The sequence below is a fragment of the Pseudoalteromonas lipolytica genome (assembly GCF_001306915.1).
Lineage (GTDB): Bacteria > Pseudomonadota > Gammaproteobacteria > Enterobacterales > Alteromonadaceae > Pseudoalteromonas > Pseudoalteromonas simplex.
On the sequence record NZ_LJTC01000002.1, the window covers coordinates 633,454 to 655,604 of the forward strand.

The 22,151-nt window shown below is 42.8% G+C and carries 16 protein-coding genes; 10 read left to right on the plus strand and 6 right to left on the minus strand.

Features of this window, described 5'->3' with window-relative positions; all coding sequences use genetic code 11:
• Positions 1–18 precede the first annotated feature (18 nt).
• Positions 19–1,017, minus strand: a complete 999-nt coding sequence (locus AOG27_RS04745) for a helix-turn-helix domain-containing protein (protein WP_054551833.1) — start codon at positions 1,015–1,017, stop codon at positions 19–21.
• Positions 1,001–1,918, minus strand: a complete 918-nt coding sequence (locus AOG27_RS04750; RefSeq protein ID WP_054551834.1) for a GGDEF domain-containing protein — start codon at positions 1,916–1,918, stop codon at positions 1,001–1,003. The genes AOG27_RS04745 and AOG27_RS04750 overlap by 17 nt, the downstream gene beginning before the upstream one ends.
• 284 nt (positions 1,919–2,202) lie before the next feature.
• Here AOG27_RS04750 and AOG27_RS04755 point away from each other — a divergent pair, with 284 nt between their 5' ends.
• Entirely contained in the window at positions 2,203–4,503 is a 2,301-nt protein-coding gene (locus tag AOG27_RS04755) for a TonB-dependent receptor plug domain-containing protein (protein ID WP_054551835.1), read from the plus strand.
• A gap of 58 nt (positions 4,504–4,561) precedes the next feature.
• On the plus strand, positions 4,562–6,490 hold the full coding sequence (locus tag AOG27_RS04760; RefSeq protein WP_054551836.1) for a phytase: 1,929 nt from the start codon (positions 4,562–4,564) through the stop codon (positions 6,488–6,490).
• Positions 6,491–6,547: 57 nt separating this feature from the next.
• Here AOG27_RS04760 and AOG27_RS04765 read toward each other — a convergent pair whose 3' ends face one another.
• The 3 genes from AOG27_RS04765 to AOG27_RS04775 all read right to left on the minus strand — a co-directional run bounded on the left by AOG27_RS04765 (position 6,548) and on the right by AOG27_RS04775 (position 9,781).
• Entirely contained in the window at positions 6,548–8,134 is a 1,587-nt protein-coding gene (locus tag AOG27_RS04765) for an L-lactate permease (RefSeq protein ID WP_054551837.1), read from the minus strand.
• Positions 8,135–8,228: 94 nt separating this feature from the next.
• On the minus strand, positions 8,229–8,813 hold the full coding sequence (locus tag AOG27_RS04770; protein ID WP_054551838.1) for a YqaA family protein: 585 nt from the start codon (positions 8,811–8,813) through the stop codon (positions 8,229–8,231).
• Positions 8,814–8,872: 59 nt separating this feature from the next.
• Entirely contained in the window at positions 8,873–9,781 is a 909-nt protein-coding gene (locus tag AOG27_RS04775; protein WP_054551839.1) for a GGDEF domain-containing protein, read from the minus strand.
• Between the two features lie 236 nt (positions 9,782–10,017).
• Between AOG27_RS04775 and AOG27_RS04780 the strand changes: the two genes are divergently transcribed.
• Positions 10,018–11,250: a TMEM143 family protein gene (locus AOG27_RS04780; protein ID WP_054551964.1), complete on the plus strand. Its 1,233-nt coding sequence runs from the start codon at positions 10,018–10,020 to the stop codon at positions 11,248–11,250.
• A gap of 141 nt (positions 11,251–11,391) precedes the next feature.
• A complete protein-coding gene (locus AOG27_RS04785) occupies positions 11,392–13,431 on the plus strand; it encodes a prolyl oligopeptidase family serine peptidase (protein WP_054551840.1) in 2,040 nt (679 codons plus the stop codon).
• A 32-nt stretch (positions 13,432–13,463) separates the two neighbouring features.
• Here AOG27_RS04785 and AOG27_RS04790 read toward each other — a convergent pair whose 3' ends face one another.
• Positions 13,464–14,594 carry an ROK family transcriptional regulator gene (locus tag AOG27_RS04790; RefSeq protein ID WP_054551841.1) on the minus strand — a complete coding sequence of 377 codons (1,131 nt, stop codon included), beginning with the start codon at positions 14,592–14,594 and terminating at the stop codon, positions 13,464–13,466.
• Positions 14,595–14,749: 155 nt separating this feature from the next.
• Between AOG27_RS04790 and fucP the strand changes: the two genes are divergently transcribed.
• The 6 genes from fucP to AOG27_RS04820 all read left to right on the plus strand — a co-directional run bounded on the left by fucP (position 14,750) and on the right by AOG27_RS04820 (position 22,041).
• A complete protein-coding gene (gene fucP, locus AOG27_RS04795) occupies positions 14,750–16,027 on the plus strand; it encodes an L-fucose:H+ symporter permease (protein ID WP_054551842.1) in 1,278 nt (425 codons plus the stop codon).
• Positions 16,028–16,177: 150 nt separating this feature from the next.
• Positions 16,178–16,558 (plus strand): hypothetical protein, encoded by a 381-nt coding sequence (locus AOG27_RS04800; RefSeq protein ID WP_171041543.1) that lies wholly within the window; start codon positions 16,178–16,180, stop codon positions 16,556–16,558.
• Positions 16,558–16,938, plus strand: coding sequence for a hypothetical protein (locus AOG27_RS04805; RefSeq protein ID WP_054551843.1), 381 nt, complete (start codon positions 16,558–16,560; stop codon positions 16,936–16,938). The genes AOG27_RS04800 and AOG27_RS04805 overlap by 1 nt, the downstream gene beginning before the upstream one ends.
• An 84-nt stretch (positions 16,939–17,022) precedes the next feature.
• Positions 17,023–17,781 carry a substrate-binding periplasmic protein gene (locus AOG27_RS04810; RefSeq protein ID WP_054551844.1) on the plus strand — a complete coding sequence of 253 codons (759 nt, stop codon included), beginning with the start codon at positions 17,023–17,025 and terminating at the stop codon, positions 17,779–17,781.
• Positions 17,781–19,997 (plus strand): tetratricopeptide repeat protein, encoded by a 2,217-nt coding sequence (locus AOG27_RS04815; RefSeq protein ID WP_054551845.1) that lies wholly within the window; start codon positions 17,781–17,783, stop codon positions 19,995–19,997. The genes AOG27_RS04810 and AOG27_RS04815 overlap by 1 nt, the downstream gene beginning before the upstream one ends.
• A 160-nt stretch (positions 19,998–20,157) precedes the next feature.
• Positions 20,158–22,041 (plus strand): propionyl-CoA synthetase, encoded by a 1,884-nt coding sequence (locus AOG27_RS04820; protein WP_054551846.1) that lies wholly within the window; start codon positions 20,158–20,160, stop codon positions 22,039–22,041.
• Positions 22,042–22,151: the final 110 nt, after the last annotated feature.

The window sequence follows — 22,151 nt, forward strand, 5'->3', positions numbered from 1 at the left end:
CGATAAGAGCGGGCTTTCTTACCCTTTCAATTGACTTGGCGTAAGCCCGGTCCAGCGTTTAAACGCTCGTCTGAAATTAGCAATATCATAAAATGATAAGCGCATGGCAACTTGCTCATTGCATTGCTCGCGCATGGCAAGTAGGTAAATCGCTTTGCGCTTACTTTGCTCATCATACAAGGTAGAAAAACGTACGCCATGAGCTTTTAATTTACGCTTGAAGGTTGCAGGGCTCATGGCAAATTGGCTAGCTACTTGGTCTAAATTTAACGCCGGATTTTGATAAATTAATCGGCTTACGGCTTCCACAAAAGTGCTATTTGCTGAATCTAATGCCGCTAGCTGCGAGTTAATTTGTGAGAACCGAAAACTACTAAACGCGGGGTTAGTAAGCCTAAGCGCGTGTTTATTTAATACCCAGCGGGTTATAGGCTTTTCAAAAGCAACTTTAAGGCCCAAATGCTGCTCGTATTCTTGGCTATGTCTGGCACGTTTATAGGCAAACTCAAACTGACAAGGTACTCGCTCACCCGCCACTTTTTTAAGAACTTGGTAAAACGCGGCGCTGTAAATTTCCATAACGTACTGGCTTATTTCATCATCCAAGCCCACAGCATTTTGCAGCACAATGTAGTACTGCTCGTTGTGTACATAACTGTAACTAAATAACAAAGGGGCTAGTTGCATGCGTAAATTGTGTAACTGCTTTAAAGCTTGGCCGATATGCGCTGCATGTAACACGCCTTGGGCGGCAACAGAGGTATCGTTTGCTAGTTGACTGCCTAATAAAAAGCCACTGTCGGCGGATTTCATCAACTGCTTAAACTGCGTCAATAAGCGTACTTGCTGCGAAATACTAAACTGATGCTGCACACTCATTAAGTCTTGCTCAAACACCCCTGTGCCTCTGAGTAACTTATGCAGTGCAATGCCGCGACTTAAGGCCAGCTCCACCAGCGTGGTGATCAGTCCCTGTGCGGTGAGGTATTTGTCATCTTGATTAAGATACGGCTTCACAATGGATGACTCTTTGTTGTTTTTGTTGTTGTAACTTAGCGTGTAAACGCGAGCTTAAACTTTGTGGTGTATCGCCATGCATACTGCCCACTAAGGCCGCTGTTACATCTTGAAACTTAGCGTGTTTTTCGCCTTCGACCTTAAATGCACAATGGCTCAGCGCCGAGGTAATTTGCGCCACCAGCTCTTTCGCTTGTACTGCGCTGGTGTTTGGCATTAGCACCATAAAGCAGTCTCCTGCATAGCGGCACACCACATCGCTAAGGCGACAATTCATCAATAAAAGCTCGCTTACTTCACCTAGTAAGCGGTCGCCTTCGATAAAGCCAAATTCAGCGTTAAAATCAGCAAAACCACGAATATCAATAGCGGCCAGTTGCAGAGGCTGTGGCTCACTTAATTGCTCTTTTAACACAGCTTGTAAGTAATCAGCCTTATACAGCCCTGTTATTGAGCATACTAATTCATGCTCACGATGCTGAGCTTCACGGCGTTTTAGTTGCCTGTTAAGCACGTATTGCTCTTGGTGCCACTGATACAGCCCAAGGCTTGTGAAAATCATGCCTATCGGCGCAGGCAATGATTCAATCCAAGTAAGCCACGTATTGGTTGGTTGATGTAACCACTCATCAAATAAATCAAGGGAAGCTGAAAACATAAAAAGCCCTAGCCCAAGCACTAAAAAGCTGGTGACTTTGCCGGGCGGCCTCGAAATAAGTAGCGCAGCTATCCAAGTCAGGGTCATTAGCACAATGCCACCCTCGCCTAAAATATCTAACCAAGCAATATCGGCAAAAGGCTTTAACTCTCCTGCTTGTGCGCTTAGCAAAAACGCAATCACAAACAAAGCAATAACGGCATTGGTTAAAAATCGATGATGAGTAAAAGGGTTATATCGCATTCTCAGTACCTAACAATAATTCACGCTGCCATGCTAACTCGTTAGCGCTTAAAGCAGCAGGGTCATATTAGCTCAATGATGTGACAGCAAAACGACAGTCATACCTTGTTAAACCCCTTCAGCACTGTATTTACCTTAAAAAGGTGGGGTTATTACAGCTCAAAAGCACTTTTAAAACCCGCTAATCACTTGTTTTTACTGGTTGTTAGCGATTTTCTGTCACATTTGCGTCATTTAAGCTGCGTACTTTGCTCATCAAACCAAGGACAACCAGGAGCAACCCCATGAAACAATTTAAAACGAAGGCGTTAGTAAGCGCCCTCGCCTTATGCCAATTTGCCGCTTACGCACAAGACGAACAAAGCAGCGATGAGAAAAAAGTAAAAGTCTCTGAAGAGCTTGTTGTATATGGCGAAATCGGCTATCGCAACCGCTCACAAGAGCTGGCACCGACGCTTGAATACTCACAAGAATACTTTCAACGTTTTGAACCGCTGACTGCCGGTGATGCATTAAAACGTGTACCGAGTGTCACGTTTTTATCGGATGTTTTAGAGTCTGATGGCGCACGTATGCGTGGCTTAAGCCCAGCTTACACAAAGGTACTTATTAACGGTGAAGAAGTCCCTGGTGCAGGTGCTGACCGCTCATTCTTTGTTGACCGTATTCCTGCTGAGCTAATTGAGCGTGTAGAAATTATTCGTGCTTCAAGTGCAAACCGCTCTGCCGATGCCATTGCCGGTACGCTAAACATTGTATTGCGTGACGGTTACAGCCTAGATGGTGGTTACTTGCGTGCAGGTGGCCTACGTTATGACGATGGCGAATTAAAAGAAAGCTTTGCAGGTGTTTACGGCACTGAGTTTGCTGGTGGCCGTTTACTACTTGGTGCGAACGTACAAGGCCGTTATAACCCAAAACAAAAATCAAGCCTACGCTATGGCGACAGCCCAGAGAATAACGCCAATTACAAAACCGAAGAATTCGATAACCGCGAAGATCAATCAGACACCCGTGACGGTGACGACACCTCGCTAAACGCCAGCTACGAAATAGCTTTTGATGACGGCAGCAAGTTTGATATCAGCGCGATTTGGGTTGATACCGACCGTACTGAAGATGAGCGTTCATTCGAATATGACGACCCAACAGCAATCAATAATTCAATTGTTGAAGGCGGTAACCTTGAGACCGACAACGCCAATGTATCTTTCATCGATCAAACCAACTACAACATCAACTCGGGTTATGAGTTACCCCTTTTTGGTGGCACCAGTAAATTTAAGCTTGGTTTTGCAAGCTTTGAAGAGTCTGTTTACGAGCAAGAAGTAGAAATCGATACCTCTGAGCTACCTATGGTGTTTGAGGAAGAAGAAGAAACCGTAGACCTGGATGACAAAGAATGGTCATTACAATGGCAACATAGCTTATTTGCAGGCGAGAACAAAACGATTCAATTCGGTGCCTTTGTACAAGGTAAAGAGCGCGATACTGCTGTTTATCAAGCCGAAGGTGAAAGCGAACAAAGCTTTACTAGCTGGGATCAGTTCAACAAAACACCACTGTCACTGGCAGGCTTTAATAACGAGTTTGAAGCAGCCGCTGGTGGTGTCAATAAACTCGAGGAAGACCGCCTAGATGTATTTGCATTAGTTAAGCACGAAGACCAAGACTTCTCATGGGAGTTAGGTGTGCGCTACGAAACAACTGATTCAACCATTACTGACAAAGTAGAAGGTGTAAGCGCTAAAAACGATTATGACTTCTTCTTACCATCGGCACATTTACGCTATAACGTCTCTGAAAACGGCCGTGTTAGTGCATCGGTTGCACGTAGCTTACGTCGTCCTGACTTTGATTACATCACCCCTGCTCTACTTGAAAAAGAGCTAGGCGATAACGACTTTTTAGGTAACCCAGACCTACAACCAGAATCATCGTGGGGTATGGACTTAGGCTATGAATATCGCTTAGGTAAAAGCGGCGTCGTGGGTATTAATGTGTTCTATCGCGATGTCACTGACCTTATCGAAATAGCCAATACAGGCCAACAAGGCTCAGAAGGTGATGGTACTTACATTTTGCAACCGCGTAACACCGGTGATGGCAACGTAAAAGGTATCGAGCTTGATTTATCAACGCCGCTAAGCGCTATTAGCATGCCAAACACAGGGGTATTCTTTAACTACTCATGGCTTGATTCAGAAGTAGATGACACTTTCGGTAGCCGTAAATTCAACGACCAATCTGACTACGTGTTTAACGTTGGTTTTATTCAAGACCTACCTGATTTAGGCGCTTCGTTCGGTGCAACTTACCGTAAACAAGGTGATGCTTATGGTCGTATCGTGGGTGAAGAAGTAACCACACACTACGGTGCAGACCTTGAAGTATTCGTAGAAAAACGCTGGCAAGACGTCACGCTTCGTTTAGTGGGCTCAAACCTACTTGATGCAAGCAAAGACGAAACCTTCAACAAGTTCGACACGGTTGATGACCAAATCAACCGCGACTTTGACGAGTATGAACTGGAGTCTGAAGAAGCAGGCCCTGTTATCCAGTTAATGCTGCGCTACGCGTTTTAATACACATAAGAGTTATTAAGGCAGCGCATTGCTGCCTTGTTGTATATTTGGGGATCCCATGAATTTTAAAAAACCACTTAATCTTGTTGCCAGTGCAGTGATGCTAAGCACCCTAGCAGCGTGTAGCCAAACAACGGCAAACGAGGCACCAAATAAAAACCAATTAACAGCCTTTGGCACAACTGAAAATATGCAAGGCTCACAAGCAGCAGCCCTTGCTGATGACGCTTGGCTATTAAGCTCACAAAGCCAAGGCCTACAACTTATTGATGTCACTGGTAAACAGCACGCATTACAAAAAGGTAACTTCGAAGCGCTATCTGTTAAGGCGATCGACAAAAACAGTTACCTTGTTGCCAGCATCGACAACGAAGCCGACCAAGCGGTGATTTTTAGCTTACAAAAAGCAGCTAAATGGCAGCTAACTGAAATTAGCCGTATCAGCCCACCAAAAGCAAAACCTGAGGCGGTGTGCTTATTTGCCAACCCGACCACTCAAGCCGTGTCGGCATTTGTGGCAGACGCTCGTGGTCTTATCCGCGAAACACTGGTGTTTGATATGGCAAACAAAAGCGCGTTAAACCTTGAATTACGTGAGTTTGCTGGCGTAAGTGAAACATCAGGCTGTGCGGTTGATGATAACAGTAAAACTCTTTATTTAAGTGAAGGCGAGCTAGGCATTTGGCAAATTAATGCCGACGCTGAATCACGCGCCGATAAAAAGCCCCTTGCTATGATGTCGCCATTTGGCAGCTTAGCGCCTGAAGTTGGCGGCTTAAGCACAACAGAAGATGGCAGCTTATGGTTCACCACTTCTGAAGATAACCAATTACATCGCTACGAAAATAGCACAAAGCGTTTTAGCAGCTGGCAATTTGCTGGTGAACTGGCGATTGAGTCTGCCGCAGTGCGCTTTAACAATAATCAAGCTGACATCGTGTTATACGATGATGAATCAGGTCATTATGTAAAAGGTCAAATAAATGGGCAGGCTAAACAACACACTAGCGCTAAAACAGCGGCTGTTACTTACATCAATGCACAAGCGCAAACCGATGCAGTACGTGCTTTTGGTGATGCCGCCGATGACCCTGCAATTTGGGTAAACCCTAATAATGCAGCTAAAAGCTTGATCTTAGGTACCGATAAACGCCGTGGCTTAATGGTGTATGACCTTGCAGGCAAAGAGCTACAAGCACTAGAAACAGGCCGTTTAAATAATGTTGATGTGCGCCAACATGCCAGTATCAACAACGCAACGAATACCTGGATTGCAGGTAGTAACCGTACTCATAACAGCATCAGTGTTTACAGCGTCGATACTCACAATCAGGTGCAACATTTTGCTGAGCTGCCAACGACTCTAAACGAAATTTACGGTATGTGTATGTACTCATCAAACACAGGCAACTATGTGTTTATGAATGACAAATCAGGCCTGTTTCAGCAATACAAACTAACAGGTGATAATGAGAGCGTATCAGCACAACTAGTGCGCGAGTTTAGTGTTCCAAGCCAACCAGAAGGTTGCAGTGCTGATGATAAAACCGCACAGCTATTTTTAGGTGAAGAAGACGAAGGTATTTGGTTTATTGGCGCTGAGCCAACAGCAGGAAATAAACCTGTAATGCTACAAACCGTGAACGATATGCTGGTTGATGATGTAGAAGGCATGGAAATCTACCACGCAAAAGATGCTCGATATTTAGTGGTTTCTAGCCAAGGTGATTACAGCTATGTGCTTTATAAAATTATTGATGGCAATACCCCAAGCCTTGAGTTTGCGGGTAAGTTTGCAATCAGTAATAACCTAGAGTTAGCAATAGATGGCGTATCAGAAACCGATGGCCTAACGGTCACACCGGCTGCACTACCGGGCTACCCTGAAGGGGTGCTAATTGTGCAAGATGGTTACAACCGTATGCCACAGGCACCGCAAAACTTTAAGATTATTGACTGGCGCGAGGTAAAAAAAGCTATTCAATAAGTTACTATGTAGGGTGCTCGGTTTATCTGGGCACCTTTTTTATCTGAACATGTTTAATCAGTAAAATAGATAACTAAAACATCCTACAATTGCACCGTAAATCAGCATAGGCAAAAAGGTTTTCTTAAGCACGGGCCCTTCTTGATTATTCACTCCAACAATACTGGCTACAGCAATAATATTGCTAATGCAGATCATATTCCCCATCGCCGCCCCCGTTGATTGCAACGCAAGCACTAAGGTTTCTGACAAGCCCACTTGCTGTGCAATACCATATTGAATACCGCCAAAGGTAAGATTAGATACGGTTGCCGAACCTGAAAAGAAAGTGCCGAGTGCCCCCAAGTATGAGGCAAATAACACCCAGTGCTCACCGCTTAAATCTGCAAAGGTGCTCGCCATATAAAATATGGGCGCATTATGGCCGCCTTGCATTAAAACATTCACCATCACCAGCGCCCCGATCAAAGCAATACATGGCATAGCTATACGGCCTAAGGTGTCGGAGCACATTTGCTTTACTTGTGGCTTGCTCATTTTAAGTAACGGCACGCAGATCAGCACCACCAATACAAACGGGATCAAGGCTGGTACAAACAAGGTTTTATACGACCACCCCACTGAGGTACCAAATATCTCATGTAAAGATAAGATCAGTGCTTTGCTTAATTCAAATTGTGCGAAGCCCAAATGAATACTCACCCATAGCGTTTCGTCGTTAAGCAATGCTTTAATTCCCAACTGATGAATACGGGTTATCACCAGCACAACAATCAAAAGTAATAACGGGAATAATGCTAAAAATAGCGCTTTGGGTGTGAACTCAGCTTTGCCTTTCGTGCTTTGTGCATTTACAGCTGAGTTATCTAAACCCACTCCCCGACTTGCTAAATAGATAGTGACTAATAGACCCACTGCGCCACCTATCAGTGATGGAAATTCATAGTTCCACTGGGCAAACAACCAATAAGGTAAGACACATGAAAACACACTTAAATAAATGAATACGCTATTTTGACGCACCTTTTTTAGTGGTAAAACAAGACACAGCGCAATCATAGGAATAACCAAAGCAGCAATAACATGACAAAGCGCCGTCCATCTTGAAATAGCCAGCACTTGCCCATCATCTAATTGTAGCGCTGAAAAGCCAAACCATGTTGGTGTGCCAACTGCACCAAAAGATACGGGGATCGAGTTTAAAATAAGAGTGAAAATAATCACTTTAAAAGGCGAGAAACCAAGCCCGACCAAAATGGGCGCCGCGATGGCCGCTGGCGTGCCAAATCCCGATGCGCCTTCGAGCATAAATGCAAACGCCCAACCAATGATCATCAACTGCGCAACTTGATTACTGCTAATTGATTCGAGCCAATGTTTAATCGTGGTTTCGGCCCCTGATATTGCCAACATGCGGTTAAGTAAAATAGCCCCAGCAATAATCGAAATAGGCGTCATAACAGACAATACACCAGCAAACGAATTAGCAAGCAACAGCCTTAAATCAGCTTGAAAGTAAAACAGTTGCAGTAAAGCAGCGAGTAGCGCTGTTATGGGTAAGGCAATATAAGAGGCGATGGGGCTGCTTTTTACCATCATCCAGATCAGCACCAAAATAGGCAGTGCAGCCACTAGGGTATTCATGGGTCATCCTGTTGTTTTTATTAAGCGCTTTCCTTAATTAAAAGTATAGACAGGATAACCCTAATCAGTATTTTTTATTTGTTAAATGAGTGTATTAAATGAGCGTACTTAGCCACCAAAGTAACAGTACTAACACAGAAATAGCCACTAAGGCTTTGGTTTTGTGCTTTTGAATAATTCGCTCAGCCTGATTACCCGCGTAATAAACAACGGCAGCTAGAGCAAAGTAGCGAATTGAACGCGCAATGACCGTTGCCAGTAAAAATAGAAAAATCGAATACTTAGTAGCCCCAGCGGCAAGCATGGCAATTTGAAATGGGATGGGCACAATACCGAGCGTCAATACAAACCAAAAGCCTTGTGCCTGCATTTTTTGCTTAACTTGCTCGAATTGCTCAGGGTTTGAGAAGGTATTAATCACCCAATCGCCCACTACATCAAATAGATAATAGCCAAGGGCATAGCCAAAAATAGCACCGATTATACAACCTATGGTCGCCATTAAGGCAATTAACCAAAGCTTTTCACGGCGGGCTTGCATTAACGGAATAAGCACAGCTTCAAGAGGAATAGGCACTATGGTTGACTCTAAAAATGATGCCACCGTAATCGATTTAAGCATATGTTTTGAGTCAATAAACTGCCGTGTTTTTTGCTTAAGCTTTTTTGCAATCGCCATTATTCATCCTTAATCGTTTTGTTGCATTTTAGGTTACAACAAAAAGTCTTAACCGTCCCTTACGGTTTATGAACATAGCGACTACGACCCTGATTTTTAGCCAAATAAAGCGCTTGATCAGCACGTTTCAAGGTACTACTAAAGGTCTCAGTAGCACGTTTGATCGCTGAACCAACACTCACGCTGAGCGTTTTACTCGGTGTCACCATCACATTACTGGCAAGGCTCAGCAGTTGCTCGCAGGTAGCATGTAATTCATCTGCATCATCTGTGGCAACATACATTGCAAACTCCTCACCACCAATTCGCGCAAATAGAACGTCTTCTCCTAATGCTTGGTGACACTGATAAACAAAGTCTATCAATACCTGATCGCCTACATCATGGCCATATTCATCATTAATCGCCTTAAAATGATCAATATCGGCGATCACTAAACTATGTGGTTTACTTTGGTTTTGCTGCACATAATGGTAAAAATAACGACGATTGTACGCCTTTGTTAATACATCGGTTTTTAGCTCTTCTTCGAGCTGCTCTCGGGTTTTAGCTAAATCAGTAAGCGCTAAATAAAGACCAAACCCAGTGATAAGCATCCCTAAGGTGCGGGTAATATCTTCGATATAAATGCCGACCCAGATTGGTTGGAACACCAGCTCATCTAAAAAATCAAATGTAAGTCCGACGCTCCAAAGGAAGATACCCACACTTAAAAATAAGTAACTGCGCTTAGCAACCACCGAAGTTTGCACAAACGCAAAAATACAAATCAAAATGAGCAAATTAATAGCATCACTGAGCACACCATTTAAGTAAACATCACTTTCAAGCCGATTAAAGTTATACAAATAAGTCACGACTATCATCAATAAAACGACAACAAAAAAGCTAATAAAGAATTGCTTTACTACAAGAGGTACTGAATTTAACTCAGCCTTTACTTCTGGAGGGGGTGCTTGCTTATTCATAATTAATCACGACAACTTGCTGCAATGAATTAAACATTAGCAAAGCAAATTTAAAAGTGCATGATAAAGCCACTATAAAGGGGAAAAACCAGCGTTTTTACTGGAGTAAATATTCTAAACATAAGCCGTTTTAGTCAGTAAAAAAGTCTAAGTTCATGCCATTTGCCACTAACGGTCGCAATTTTGTCGTTATTTTTTTATTATCCCAGCCAGTTTTAATGACATTACACAAATCTATGAGCAACGCGCGATTCATCCCTTTTCGAAAACACGACATCATAAATCTTTGCCAAGCTTACTTGGGTGAGCCGCAATTAGCTTCGTTTATGGAGTTTGCTACTCTTTTGCAAAGCGTGACTCATTATCAATATCACGAGCTGCTGGAGTCTTTAAAAAACAACTATGCGCCATTTGACCCAAATAGCGACACCCGCACGCTAACACCGATTACCAACGAGCAACGTGCCAGCTACCAATCTGCCTTTGCAAAAAACTTTGCCACCGTACTCAATGCTGCCAATTTTGAAACCATTACCAATCAAGACTTACAAGATGCACTGAATGAAGAGTCTTTATTTAAAGTACGTTTAGCCGTTGAGTTTGATGACTTTGCAGAAGTGGTCTTTTACCGTCGCGGCGAATCACAAAAAACCGAGACGCTACGCAGTTTTTGGGGGCTTAAGAAAAAGCAGATTCAGTTTACTAACTATGACCGCGTTGCCATATTCATCCGCTTTAAAGACGAGCAGTACTTTTTAGAAAAAGGCAAAATGCCGGTAGGCTTTGAGCCAAACTCAACCATCGTCAAATTATTCCAGAATGTGCCAAAAGCCGATTTAGAAATGCTGTTTCCGAATAGCGAAGTAAAAATGCGTCCAATAGATAAACTGATTATTGGTTCATCAGCACTGATTGGTGGAGCTGTGGTACTGGTCACAAAATTAGGTGCGTCAATTTTACTCCTGATTGCTATGATTGCCTTTTGGGGTGGTTGGCGTAGTGAAGAAGTGCATATGAGTCAGCAACACTTTATTACCTTTGCAATCGGCATGGGGGTGTTTGGCAGCTTTATATTCAAAGAGTGGAGCAAGTTTAAAAACCGCAAAATTCGTTTTATGAAAGCACTGGCCGACAATTTGTATTTTAAAAACCTCGATAACAACGCCGGGGTTTTTCATACCCTAGTCGATGCAGCTGAAGAAGAAGATGTTAAAGAAGCGCTGCTCGCCTATACCTTTTTACTAAAAAGCGAATCAGCGATGACTGCACAGCAATTAGATAGTCAAATTGAGCAATGGTTTAACGAACAACATCATTGCCAGCTCGACTTTGAAATTGATGACGCTTTAGACAAGCTAGTAAGGCTTGAGCTGATTCATCAACAAAATGACGTTTATACAGCCGTTGATTTAACCAAAGCCAAACAGCGTTTAGATGCGCGTTGGGATGACTATTTTAAGTTTGCCTAAGCCTTTAAAATCAGCTACTAGCAAGTACAAATCGAGTTTGAGTCTATTTAACTCTCGTTACGGCATTTTGGTCTCAATGTGCTTGCGCAGTAAATGGTCTGCTTTTAGGATAAAATTTTACGGCTAAAAAAAGACCATTCCATGCAATTAAAAAAAACAATTCTTATTGGAGCAAGTTTGCTGTGCGCAGCAACGACGGCTCAAGTATATGCTAACGACAAGTTTGTCTCTGAAGATATTTTTCAACTTGAATACGCAGGCGACCCACAAATAAGCCCTGACGGTAAAAAAATCGTTTATGTGCGCAGCGGCTACGACATCATGAAAGATGGTAACAAGCGTAGTTTTTGGCTGTACGATTTAAAGTCAGGTCAACACACACCGCTGTTTTCAGATGAGCATAACTACAGCCAACCTACTTGGTCTCCTGATAGCAAGAAAATTGCCTTTACCAGCAATTCAAGCGGCTCAAATCAACTTCACGTTTACTGGTTAGCGCAAGATAAACAAGCATTATTAACGCAACTACCAAAATCAGTACGAAACTTAACGTGGTCGAATGACTCTGCACAAATTGCTTTCACTATGAGCATTCCTGAAGGTAAATCTGCGTTCGCTAAATCAGTCAAATTACCGAAAAAACCAAAAGGCGCTGAGTGGTCAAAACCAGTGAGAGTGTTTGAAAAAGCACGCTATCAAGCTGATGGCGCTGGCTTTTTAGAGCCTTCATATCGTCACGTTTTTGTTATTCCGGTTTCGGGTGGCACACCACGCCAATTAACATCGGGTGATTATCAGCATTATGGCCCACTGGCATGGGATCCAAGCAACACAAAACTAGCTTTTTCTGCTGATCGCAATGATGAGTGGGAATATCGCACAACTGAGTCAGACCTCTATGAAATCAATGTAAAATCAGGCGAGCTTACGCAACTAACTGATTTACCAGGCCGTGAGAGTAACCCGCGTTACGCTGAAGACGGTGATGAACTAGCCTTTGTTGCGCGTGACAACGCCCCTGTGCCTTACATTAACTCAACACTATCTATGCTCGATTTAGACGATAAATCAATCAAGCATATTACTGAAAAATTAGACCGTTCAGTGGCTGATTATAAGTGGTCAGGCGACGGCGACTTTGTTATTCAGTACGATGATTTTGGTAAGCGTAAGCTTGCTAAAGTAAACAGCCGCGGTAAGGTCACTGACTTAACGGATACGGTATCGGGCACTTCAATTGGTCGTCCGTATATCAGTGGTAGTTTCAGCATGGCCAATAATGGCGCTATTGCGTACACCACAGGCAGCGAGTACCGTCCAGCTGATTTAGGCTACCTATACAAGGGTAAAAGTAAAACGCTAACTTCATTAAATGAAGATGTGTTAGGCCATAAAAAGCTTGGTAAAGTGCACGAACTAAATGTTAAGTCACAGTTCGATGGCCAAGCTATTCAAGGTTGGTACATTACGCCACCTGATTTTGATGAAAACAAACAATACCCATTAATGGTTGAAATTCACGGTGGCCCACACCTAGCCTATGGCCCAAGCTTTACTGCTGAATTACAACGTTATGCCGCTGAAGGTTATGTGGTTGTGTATGTGAATTACCGTGGTTCAACAAGTTACGGTAAAGACTTTGCACTACTGCTAGATGGTAAATACAGTTCAGAAGAAGACTTTGCTGACCACAACTCAGCAGTTGATGCCATGATTGCTAAAGGCTTTATCGACAAAGATAACCTATTTATTGCGGGTGGTTCAGCAGGTGGTATTGCAACGGCTTATGCGGTTGGTTTAACAAACCGCTTCAACGCTGCGGCAATTACCAAGCCTGTGATCAACTGGTTAAGTAAAACGCTTTCAGCTGACAGCTATATTGGTCAAATTCGTAACCAGTTCCCTGGCATGCCTTGGGATAATGTTGAGCACTACTGGAAACGTTCGCCGCTTTCATTAGTGGGTAACGTCACCACACCATCATTGATCATGACAGGTGAAGAAGACCGCCGCACGCCAATTTCAGAATCAGAGCAATTCTATCAAGCATTAAAACTGCAAAAGGTAGATACCGTGCTTATTCGTGTACCGGGCTCACCCCATGGTATTGCGGGTCGTCCATCACGTATGATTTCGAAAATTGAATACACGCTTGCGTGGTTCAAACAATATCAGAAGTAATGAATTAAGTAGGAGTGAGGTGCTCACTCCTCTTAAAAATAATGATGACTAAGCGCAAGTTGAGCAGAACCTATCGACTGCGCTTTTTCCCCGCACACGCCTAAACCCACTTCACAGCTACGTAGTCCACGACTATCTAAACGTGCAAATTCGGCAATTGATAACTGCTTGAGCTGTTCAAGTGCTTTACTCGGTAACGGCGAATCAATAATCACAGCTTGCATATCTAATAAACTTAAACTGTTATGCATGGCAATACTGATAGCCTCAGCGGCTTTTTCAAGCCAAGGCTGAACAAGTCGTTTATGATCTGAAAACTGACTGTCTGTTAGCTCATACACTGAAATACCCAACTGCAGCTTATCAAACTCGCTTTGCAGTGAAAGTAATGAACATTGGCTAAGTAACTGTTCACGATCAGTGTTTAGCATTGAGCCTATAGCACCGGCATTACCACTTTTACCTTCGAGAAGTTGCTGGTTAATCACCACAGCCCCACCTAAAAAAGCCCCCAAATAAACATACAAAAAATCGCTGTAGTTATTAGGGTTACCAAGGCTTAGCTCTGCACAGCAGGCAGCGTTATTGTCGTTACTAATATAAACAGGGAGCTGGAACTGGCTTTCTAAGTAACCTTTTAAGTCGAAGTTTTGCCACTGACTAAGTGTATTGGTTGCTGAGCCTGAAGCGGCTTGCCATTGCCAAATATCAAACGGCATAGCGACCCCAAGCCCACACACATGTGAGCGCAGCTCAGGCTCTAATTGACTGATTAGCTTTGGGATATGTGTTTCTAAAAATGATTTAAGCTCTTCAACCGATGCTTCATGCACCTCAACAGATACAGACGTCCTTTGCGTGCTTTGTAAGTCAACGAGTATCAGGTCAAAGCGTCGTCGCCCGATTTTCAAACCAAAACTAAATGCACCATCTGGGTTGAGCCTAAACGGCACACTTGGCTGCCCTACTCGGCCTTTAACAGGTGCATCACGAAGCAATAGCTTATCTTCTTCAAGCTTATTGATATTCACTGTTGCCGCCTGAGCAGACAAGGCTAACGCTTTTGCTATTTGTGCTTTAGGCATGCTTTGCTGTTGCCTAATTAAACTTAAGATTGCGCGCTCGTTATTGCTTCTTAATGCTCGCGATAAACTGCTCTTCATAACATCCTTCTTGATACAAGCTTGATAAGCGGCCTATTAGACCTGTTTGCAGTACTATCTACCAGTCAAAATAATAAATCAACTAGGTTGATTTATTATTTATAGTCGTGAATACTGTCGGCCACAACAATATGAACACATTAACCTGGTGAACTATGCAAACACAGTCCGCTATTGTATCGCGCCAAATGCTTTGGCCTTTTATTCTGCTTACGATTTGCTTTGCTGCTTGGGGTACTGCGGCCAATATGACAGACCCATTAGTGAAAGTTTTTAGCAAAACATTTTCTATGAGTGCGTTGCAATCAGCACTGGTGCAGTTTAGTTATTACGGCGCGTATTTTTGCTTAGCTTTACCGGCGGCCATGATCAATAGACGGTTTAATTATAAAACAGGGCTGTTAGTGGGTTTAGCCATGGCCGCTTGTGGTGCCTTATTGTTTTACCCTGCTAGTCAAACCATGCTCTATAGCCACTTTTTATTGGCCTTGTTTATTCTTGCTGGTGGTTTGTCTATTTTAGAAACCTCTGCCAACCCCTATGTCATGCAGTTAGGATGCGAGCAAACAGCCACCCGTAGACTTAACCTAGCACAAGCCTTTAACCCTGTTGGTACTAATATTGGTGTGTTTTTAGCGGCGACGTTGATTTTACCGAACTTAAATCAAGCTGATAGCGCAAGCCGTGCCCTGATGAGTGAAGCGCAATTAAAAACCGTTGTGAGTGCAGAGCTCGATGCTGTGATGGTGCCGTATGTGGGTATGGCCTGTTGCTTAATCTTACTATGGCTATGTATCTTCTTTAGCCGCTCTCCTGCAACAGAAACAAAAGTAACATCGCAGCCGCGTAAACTTAAAAAGACCTTTCAACATTTGTATCAAAACAAGCATTATCGATTTGGTGTGCTGGCACAATTTTTTAATGTTGGCGCGCAAACCTGTGTATGGACCTACACCATTGGCTACACCATGGAAGCACTTAACACTACAGAAGTTACCGGCGGCCAAGTCTTACAATATTCGATGTTGGTGTTTTTAGTATCTCGTTTCATTATGACATGGCTAATGCGCTTTATTAGCGGCGCTAAATTACTGCGTTTTATGGCTTTAATTGCAGCCGTGCTTTGTTTTATTGTTACCACACAAGTGAATTTAGTGGGCGTAGTCGCACTTGTAGCTATTTCAAGCTGTCTATCTTTGATGTTTCCAACCATCTACGGCACAGCACTTGAAGGCCTTGGCGAAGATGCAAAAGTTGGTGCAGCTGGTTTAGTAATGGCAATTTTAGGGGGCGCATTTTTACCTCTGATCCAAGCCGCAACCATAGATGCTTTTAACACTGCGGTTTCGTTTGTTGTACCACTTGGATGTTTTCTTATCGTATCTCTTTATGGGCACCACAGCATTAGGTCACCACGACACCAGCAATCATAATTTTTAAAGGCATCTTGCAAAGTCAGATGCCTTTTATAATTGTACTTTGTGGTTAGATAATGTGAAAATCACTATCTTTCTAACTACCTATAAGTGAGTATGAAATCACTTAAGCTTTTTATCTTAAATTACACAGCAAAGCTTAAAAACATGAGTAGCTTTGAGCACTTTCGGTTTTTTTTAATAAAGTATATTTGTTTCTTTTTTGGCTGCTTTATCTGTTTCGTCTTACACGAATATTTTCGTGTTCCTATTGTTGTAGCCGCTGCTGCGACAGGCTTAATCGGTACGTTTTTACCTTTTTCAAGAACGTTAAAATCACACCCTTATGCGGCCATTTACGCTGGTAGCTTTGCTGGCATGTGCTCTTCAAGTTTAATAAACAGTTATTGGGAGCTAAGTCTTATTTCATTGATCGGTGCCAGTCTTTATATTTTGACTATGAATCTATTTGCAGGTTTTGGCGGCCGACTTGGTAGTGTGGCTTTTGCCAGTGTGGCGCTTTATATGCTTGCAAAAGGGATTTTTTGATGAATATATTTATTGCGATAACAGCGTTATTAGGTGCTTACTCAACCTACTTTTTAGCACATCATAATCGCTTCGACGGCATTCGCGCATCAGCGGCCACCAGCATTATTGCATTTGCGATTTTGAGTCTATTTCCCGTTGATGTTGAGCTATACAGCGTGGCATTTTTCGGTGGTACTTTCATCGGTATGAGCGCACCAAAACGCTTTGGCATTTTTACATTAGCCATTGCGTCATTACTATTTGCTTTGTTGTTTGAGTACCTCGTGCCGCGCTTACATGGCTACGGCGGTGCATTAGGATTGAGTGCGTTTTTATCTGTCTGTGTTTGCCACATCGGTATTTTACTCGGTGCGCCACGAAGCAAAAAGAACAACTAATTCCGACTCACCGATTAAAAACCTATACCTTTTTATTAATATTCATTACTATGTTAACAATATGTTTAAAGGTGTAGGTTCTTTATGCTTCTTCGTTCATTGCTGATTGTTATTATCTTCTGCTTTATCAGTAGTGCTACAACGGCGAAAACACTGACCTTTATTGCCGAAGATTTACCCCCATACCATTTTAAAAATCAACAAGGTAAAGCCGATGGTGCGCTTGTTGAAGTGATAAAGTCTGCCCTAGCGAAAACAAACATCGCTGGCGAATTCGCAATTATGCCAATGGCCCGAGCTTTTCATGAGTTTCAAAATGACCCAAGCATATTGATGATTTCATTGCTAAAAAATGAGTCTCGTGAATATAAATTCCAATGGCTAGCACAAACCTATTTTGCCGATGCTTATTTAGTTGGGCTTGCCAAACAAAACCACGAACTAAAAAGCTTAAAACAAGCAAAGAAATATCGTGTGGCAACAATTCGTGGCTATTCAAGTGAACATTATTTGAAACAAGCCGGCTTTAATGAAAATAAAAATTTGGTGCTGGTCAGTCATTACCATCAACTTTGGCAAATGCTAGAGAAAGGACGAATTGATTTTGTACTAACCAACACCCTGACCTTACAAAACGAACTCGCGTTATCAGGAGTTCTCCCTAGTGACATTAATAAGAGCCTCCACTTAGACGACTACCCATCAGGCCTTTATTTAGCCGCGAATCTAAAATTGGACAAACAACTTGCTATGCAATTGAGTGATGCCATAAAAGCATTGAAACAAAACGGTCAATACCAAGCAATTTTACAAAAATGGCATCTGCCTTTACCTAGATTATAATGAAAAACACGCAATCATCTTACAAAGGCTTAGCTTTAGCTATTTTGCTTAGCTGCTTATCGCTAAATACCCTTGCTATTACCCCTGAACAAGCCTTAGAGAAGCTTAACGAAGCACAATTGTTACGTAACAGTAATCCAAACCAAGCCACTAAAATATTTGAGCAATTAACTAACGACTCGACCCTTTCCAATGAACCTAACATCATACAAGATGCATTCGAATCGCTGGCATTTATGAATATGGGCAGTGGCGATTATGACCAAGCTCTTAGCTATGCAGAGCAGCTGCTTGATTACGGGGAAAAGCACAATAACCAGTCAGTAACAGTACGAGCAATGCTTATTCAAGGTTACGCACAAGGCAGAAAAAGTAACTTTCTTAAGGCAGAGCAACACTACCGCGATGCATTATCCATTGCCAAACAGATAAATAACTCAGTGCTGATCGCCCAGTCCTATGAGCGATTAGCAGCCATTTTACGCTGGCAAGATAAGTACATAGCTGCCCTCAATGAAGCACAAAAAGCAGTCAATATTTTACAAGAGTTTGATGACGATAAATCTTATGCCTCTGCATTGCAGAACTTAGGTATTATTGAAGCAATTATTGGTGACCACCACGACGCACTAGCCAATCTTACTTTGTCGTTTTCTTTACATCAAAAACTTGACGATAAAAAAGGCATTGCTGATGCACTTTATGAAATTGGCGAAGTTTATCGACGTATGGGTGACAGTGCCCAATCGTTAAAGCACTTTAAAATGTCGCACGTTCTGGATTTAGAAATTGGCTCTAAAGTCGATATCGGTAATAGTGCCATGAAGGTCGGCTATGCAGCGCTAAAACAAGGTGAGCTTACAACAGCCACAGACTATGCTGAAAAGTCGATTAGCTATTATCTAACCTCATCTTCAAACACAGGATTGTGCCGTTCATATAATTTAATGGCGTTAATTGCTCTAAAACAAAATAACATTAGTGAAGCGCAAGCCTATATTGATCGCGCCATGGCAATCGCCACTGACTTTAATTTCCGCTCCCATTTAGTGTCTTTAGCGATCACCCAAACACGTATCTATCAAGCTCTTAATGACCATGCAAAAGCAATTAAAACCGCAGAACAGGCCTTAAACCAGGCTAATGAGTTACAAGATGTCGAAGATCAAATTAGCTTAAATAAATTACTCACTGACTCTTACCTTGCATTACAACTTTATAAACAGGCATTTGAATCGCAAAGCCGCTATCAAACCCTTGAAAATAAAACGGGTAAAAATCAGCACGACTTAACTGTGGCCGCGATGCAAAGCCAAGTCGCCTTTATGCGAAATCAGCAAGAAATAAACCAATTAAGTGCAGATAAACAAATTCAAGCAGCACAACTAAGCGAAAGTGAATGGCAATTTAAAGCCTGGTTACTCGGCCTAAGCTGTGTGATTTTATTGATATCAGGCTTTGGTTACCGCTCATTTAAAAAGCGTAAACTTGCCAGCGAGCGAGCACAACTATTACAAGAAGTCGTTGATAAGAAGAACCGCTTACTAGCCGATGTATCCCATGAAATTCGCACACCACTCACAGCGCTACAATTGCAAGTTGAAGCATTGCAATACAATATCGCAAAAGACGTTGATGCCTCTTACGATGCAATTAATCGAAAGCTAACCGATATCAATGTACTGATCCGTGATATCCACCAACTAGCACAAGCAGACTCAGATAGCCTATACCTAAACCTAAAACCCTATTTACTTGCTGATGTATTATCCGTTTGGCAGCAAGACTTTGCTGCTTTTGTACAAAGCAAAGGCTTTGAATTTACCAGTGACATTCATGTTACTGCTGATTTAAAGGTGACATGGGATATCGATAAAATTAAGCAAGTACTGGCTAATCTTTTATCAAACAGCACCTTTTATACTGATAAACCCGGCAAAATTAAATTTGTAGCGACAGCCTCAGCGCAGAGTATTACTTTTAGTATTGAAGATACCCCACCCGGTGTGACCGACAATCAGTTAGTTGAAATATTCGAACGTTTATACCGCGTTGATAAATCACGTAGCCGCCAAACGGGTGGCTCAGGCCTAGGACTGGCGATTTGTAAAAGCCTAATAGAAACGCACAAAGGTACTATCAAGGCTGAGCACAGTGAGTTAGGTGGCGTTAAGATCATTATTTGCTTACCGCTTATTAGTGAACAACAGGTTTAATTAGCATCTCGATTCCCTGAAATCGCCCCAAATCCGGGCGATTTCACGACATTTAGCCCCATTAATGCCGACCAAGGTCGCATATTATTTAATCAAAAACCGCCCTATATTTTTTAGTACGTTGTACAAATCTCTCACTAAAAAGTATAGGAGCCTCACAATGGCGGGCGAATATCAACAACAATACCAACAGTTCCAGCGCGATCCGGGTCAGTTTTGGCTTGAGCAAAGTAAACGAATTCCTTGGTTTAAAGAGCCAAGTGCCCCTTATCAATATGACGATAATGATTTTTACCATTGGTTTGCCGATGGTCAACTAAACACTTGTTATCTAGCCCTCGACCAACATGTCGAAGCAGGCTATGGCGACCGAACTGCACTAATTTACGACTCCCCTGTTACCAATACTAAACAACAATACACTTATGGCGAGTTACAAACTCAAGTTGCTAAATTTGCAGGACTCATGCAATCCCTTGGCGTAAGCAAAGGTGACCGTGTAGTCATTTATATGCCAATGATCCCACAAGCGGTTATTGGTATGCTAGCGTGTGCTCGCCTTGGTGCCATTCACTCCGTTGTATTTGGTGGTTTTGCACCGCACGAACTCGCGGTGCGTATTGATGATGCAAAGCCTAAGCTTGTGCTTACTGCGTCTTGCGGGGTCGAAATCAATCATGTGATTGAATATAAACCACTGCTTGATGAAGCACTCGAAAACGCCCAGCATACTGTTGAACACTGTATTGTCTTTCAGCGTGAGCAAGCCATTGCCGAGATGCAAGATGGCCGAGACATCGATTGGCAATCAGCCTCTGATGCAGCAAGTTCAGTCGATGCCGTGCCGGTTGCAGGTGACGACCCGCTTTATATTCTTTACACCTCAGGCACCACAGGCACACCTAAAGGGGTGGTTCGAGAAAACGGTGGTCACGCTGTTGCAATGCATTACAGCATGGAGACCGTGTATGGCATGAAACCCGGCGAAGTATTTTGGGCTGCTTCTGATATTGGCTGGGTGGTAGGTCACTCATACATTGTATATGCACCGCTTATTTATCGCTGCGCTACCGTACTTTATGAAGGCAAACCCATAAGAACCCCTGATGCCAGTGCGTTTTGGCGTGTTGTAGAAGATTATAAAGTCACCGCCTTATTCAGTGCTCCTACTGCGTTTCGCGCTATTAAAAAAGAAGACCCTACCGCCGAGGGCTTTAAACAATACGATACTTCGAGTTTAAAACGTTTATTCTTGGCCGGTGAACGCCTAGATCCTCCCACTTATGAATGGCTAAAAGACAACACCGGCTTACCCGTACTTGACCATTGGTGGCAAACAGAAACAGGTTGGGCCATTGCGTGTAATCCAATTGGTATTGAACAGCTTGCCACTAAGGCGGGTAGCTCAACAGTGCCAACACCGGGCTTTGATGTACAAATTCTTGATATGAATGGGCAGCAGTGCTCAGCAAACGAAAATGGTGCGGTGGTAATTAAACTGCCCTTACCTCCTGGCTGCTTACCAACAATTTGGCAAAACAATGAACGCTTTCAAGCGGGTTATTTAAGCGAGTATCCGGGTTATTACCTCTCTGGTGATGGTGGCTATATTGATGACGATGGTTATCTATTTATTATGGGTCGTACCGACGATGTAATTAACGTTGCGGGTCATCGCTTATCAACCGGTGAAATGGAAGAAATTGTTGCAGCCCACCCTGCTGTTGCTGAATGTGCAGTATTTGGCGTTAACGATGCACTCAAAGGGCAATTACCTATGGCGATGATAGTGCTCAAAGACGATTACCTTGGCGATAGCAAAGAAGTCGAGCAACAGCTAGTCCATTCTGTAAGGCATCAAATTGGTGCCATTGCCTGCTTAAAGAATGTTTTGCATGTTGAGCGCCTACCAAAAACCCGTTCAGGAAAAATACTCAGAAAGAACTTACGCCAATTGGTCGATGGTGAAGAACTACAAATTCCATCTACCATTGATGATGCGAGTATATTTGATGAAATCAACCAACAACTTAACAATCGCTGATCTGCGTTTGTAATTTTGTAATGTTACCAAAGGCCTTGTTTAAGGCCTTTATTCGTTTTGGCCTATGGCTTGCAACTTTACTAATAAGTTAGCAAACGAAAAGGTGGTTA

Coding starts and splice junctions, on each gene's coding strand:
- AOG27_RS04780 (WP_054551964.1), top strand. CDS start 10,018: ATGAGCAACGCGCGATTCATCCCTTTTCGAAAACACGACATCATAAAT.
- AOG27_RS04770 (WP_054551838.1), bottom strand. CDS start 8,813: ATGGCGATTGCAAAAAAGCTTAAGCAAAAAACACGGCAGTTTATTGAC.
- AOG27_RS04750 (WP_054551834.1), bottom strand. CDS start 1,918: ATGCGATATAACCCTTTTACTCATCATCGATTTTTAACCAATGCCGTT.
- AOG27_RS04775 (WP_054551839.1), bottom strand. CDS start 9,781: ATGAATAAGCAAGCACCCCCTCCAGAAGTAAAGGCTGAGTTAAATTCA.
- fucP (WP_054551842.1), top strand. CDS start 14,750: ATGCAAACACAGTCCGCTATTGTATCGCGCCAAATGCTTTGGCCTTTT.
- AOG27_RS04760 (WP_054551836.1), top strand. CDS start 4,562: ATGAATTTTAAAAAACCACTTAATCTTGTTGCCAGTGCAGTGATGCTA.
- AOG27_RS04785 (WP_054551840.1), top strand. CDS start 11,392: ATGCAATTAAAAAAAACAATTCTTATTGGAGCAAGTTTGCTGTGCGCA.
- AOG27_RS04800 (WP_171041543.1), top strand. CDS start 16,178: ATGAGTAGCTTTGAGCACTTTCGGTTTTTTTTAATAAAGTATATTTGT.
- AOG27_RS04805 (WP_054551843.1), top strand. CDS start 16,558: ATGAATATATTTATTGCGATAACAGCGTTATTAGGTGCTTACTCAACC.
- AOG27_RS04820 (WP_054551846.1), top strand. CDS start 20,158: ATGGCGGGCGAATATCAACAACAATACCAACAGTTCCAGCGCGATCCG.
- AOG27_RS04765 (WP_054551837.1), bottom strand. CDS start 8,134: ATGAATACCCTAGTGGCTGCACTGCCTATTTTGGTGCTGATCTGGATG.
- AOG27_RS04815 (WP_054551845.1), top strand. CDS start 17,781: ATGAAAAACACGCAATCATCTTACAAAGGCTTAGCTTTAGCTATTTTG.
- AOG27_RS04790 (WP_054551841.1), bottom strand. CDS start 14,594: ATGAAGAGCAGTTTATCGCGAGCATTAAGAAGCAATAACGAGCGCGCA.
- AOG27_RS04810 (WP_054551844.1), top strand. CDS start 17,023: ATGCTTCTTCGTTCATTGCTGATTGTTATTATCTTCTGCTTTATCAGT.
- AOG27_RS04755 (WP_054551835.1), top strand. CDS start 2,203: ATGAAACAATTTAAAACGAAGGCGTTAGTAAGCGCCCTCGCCTTATGC.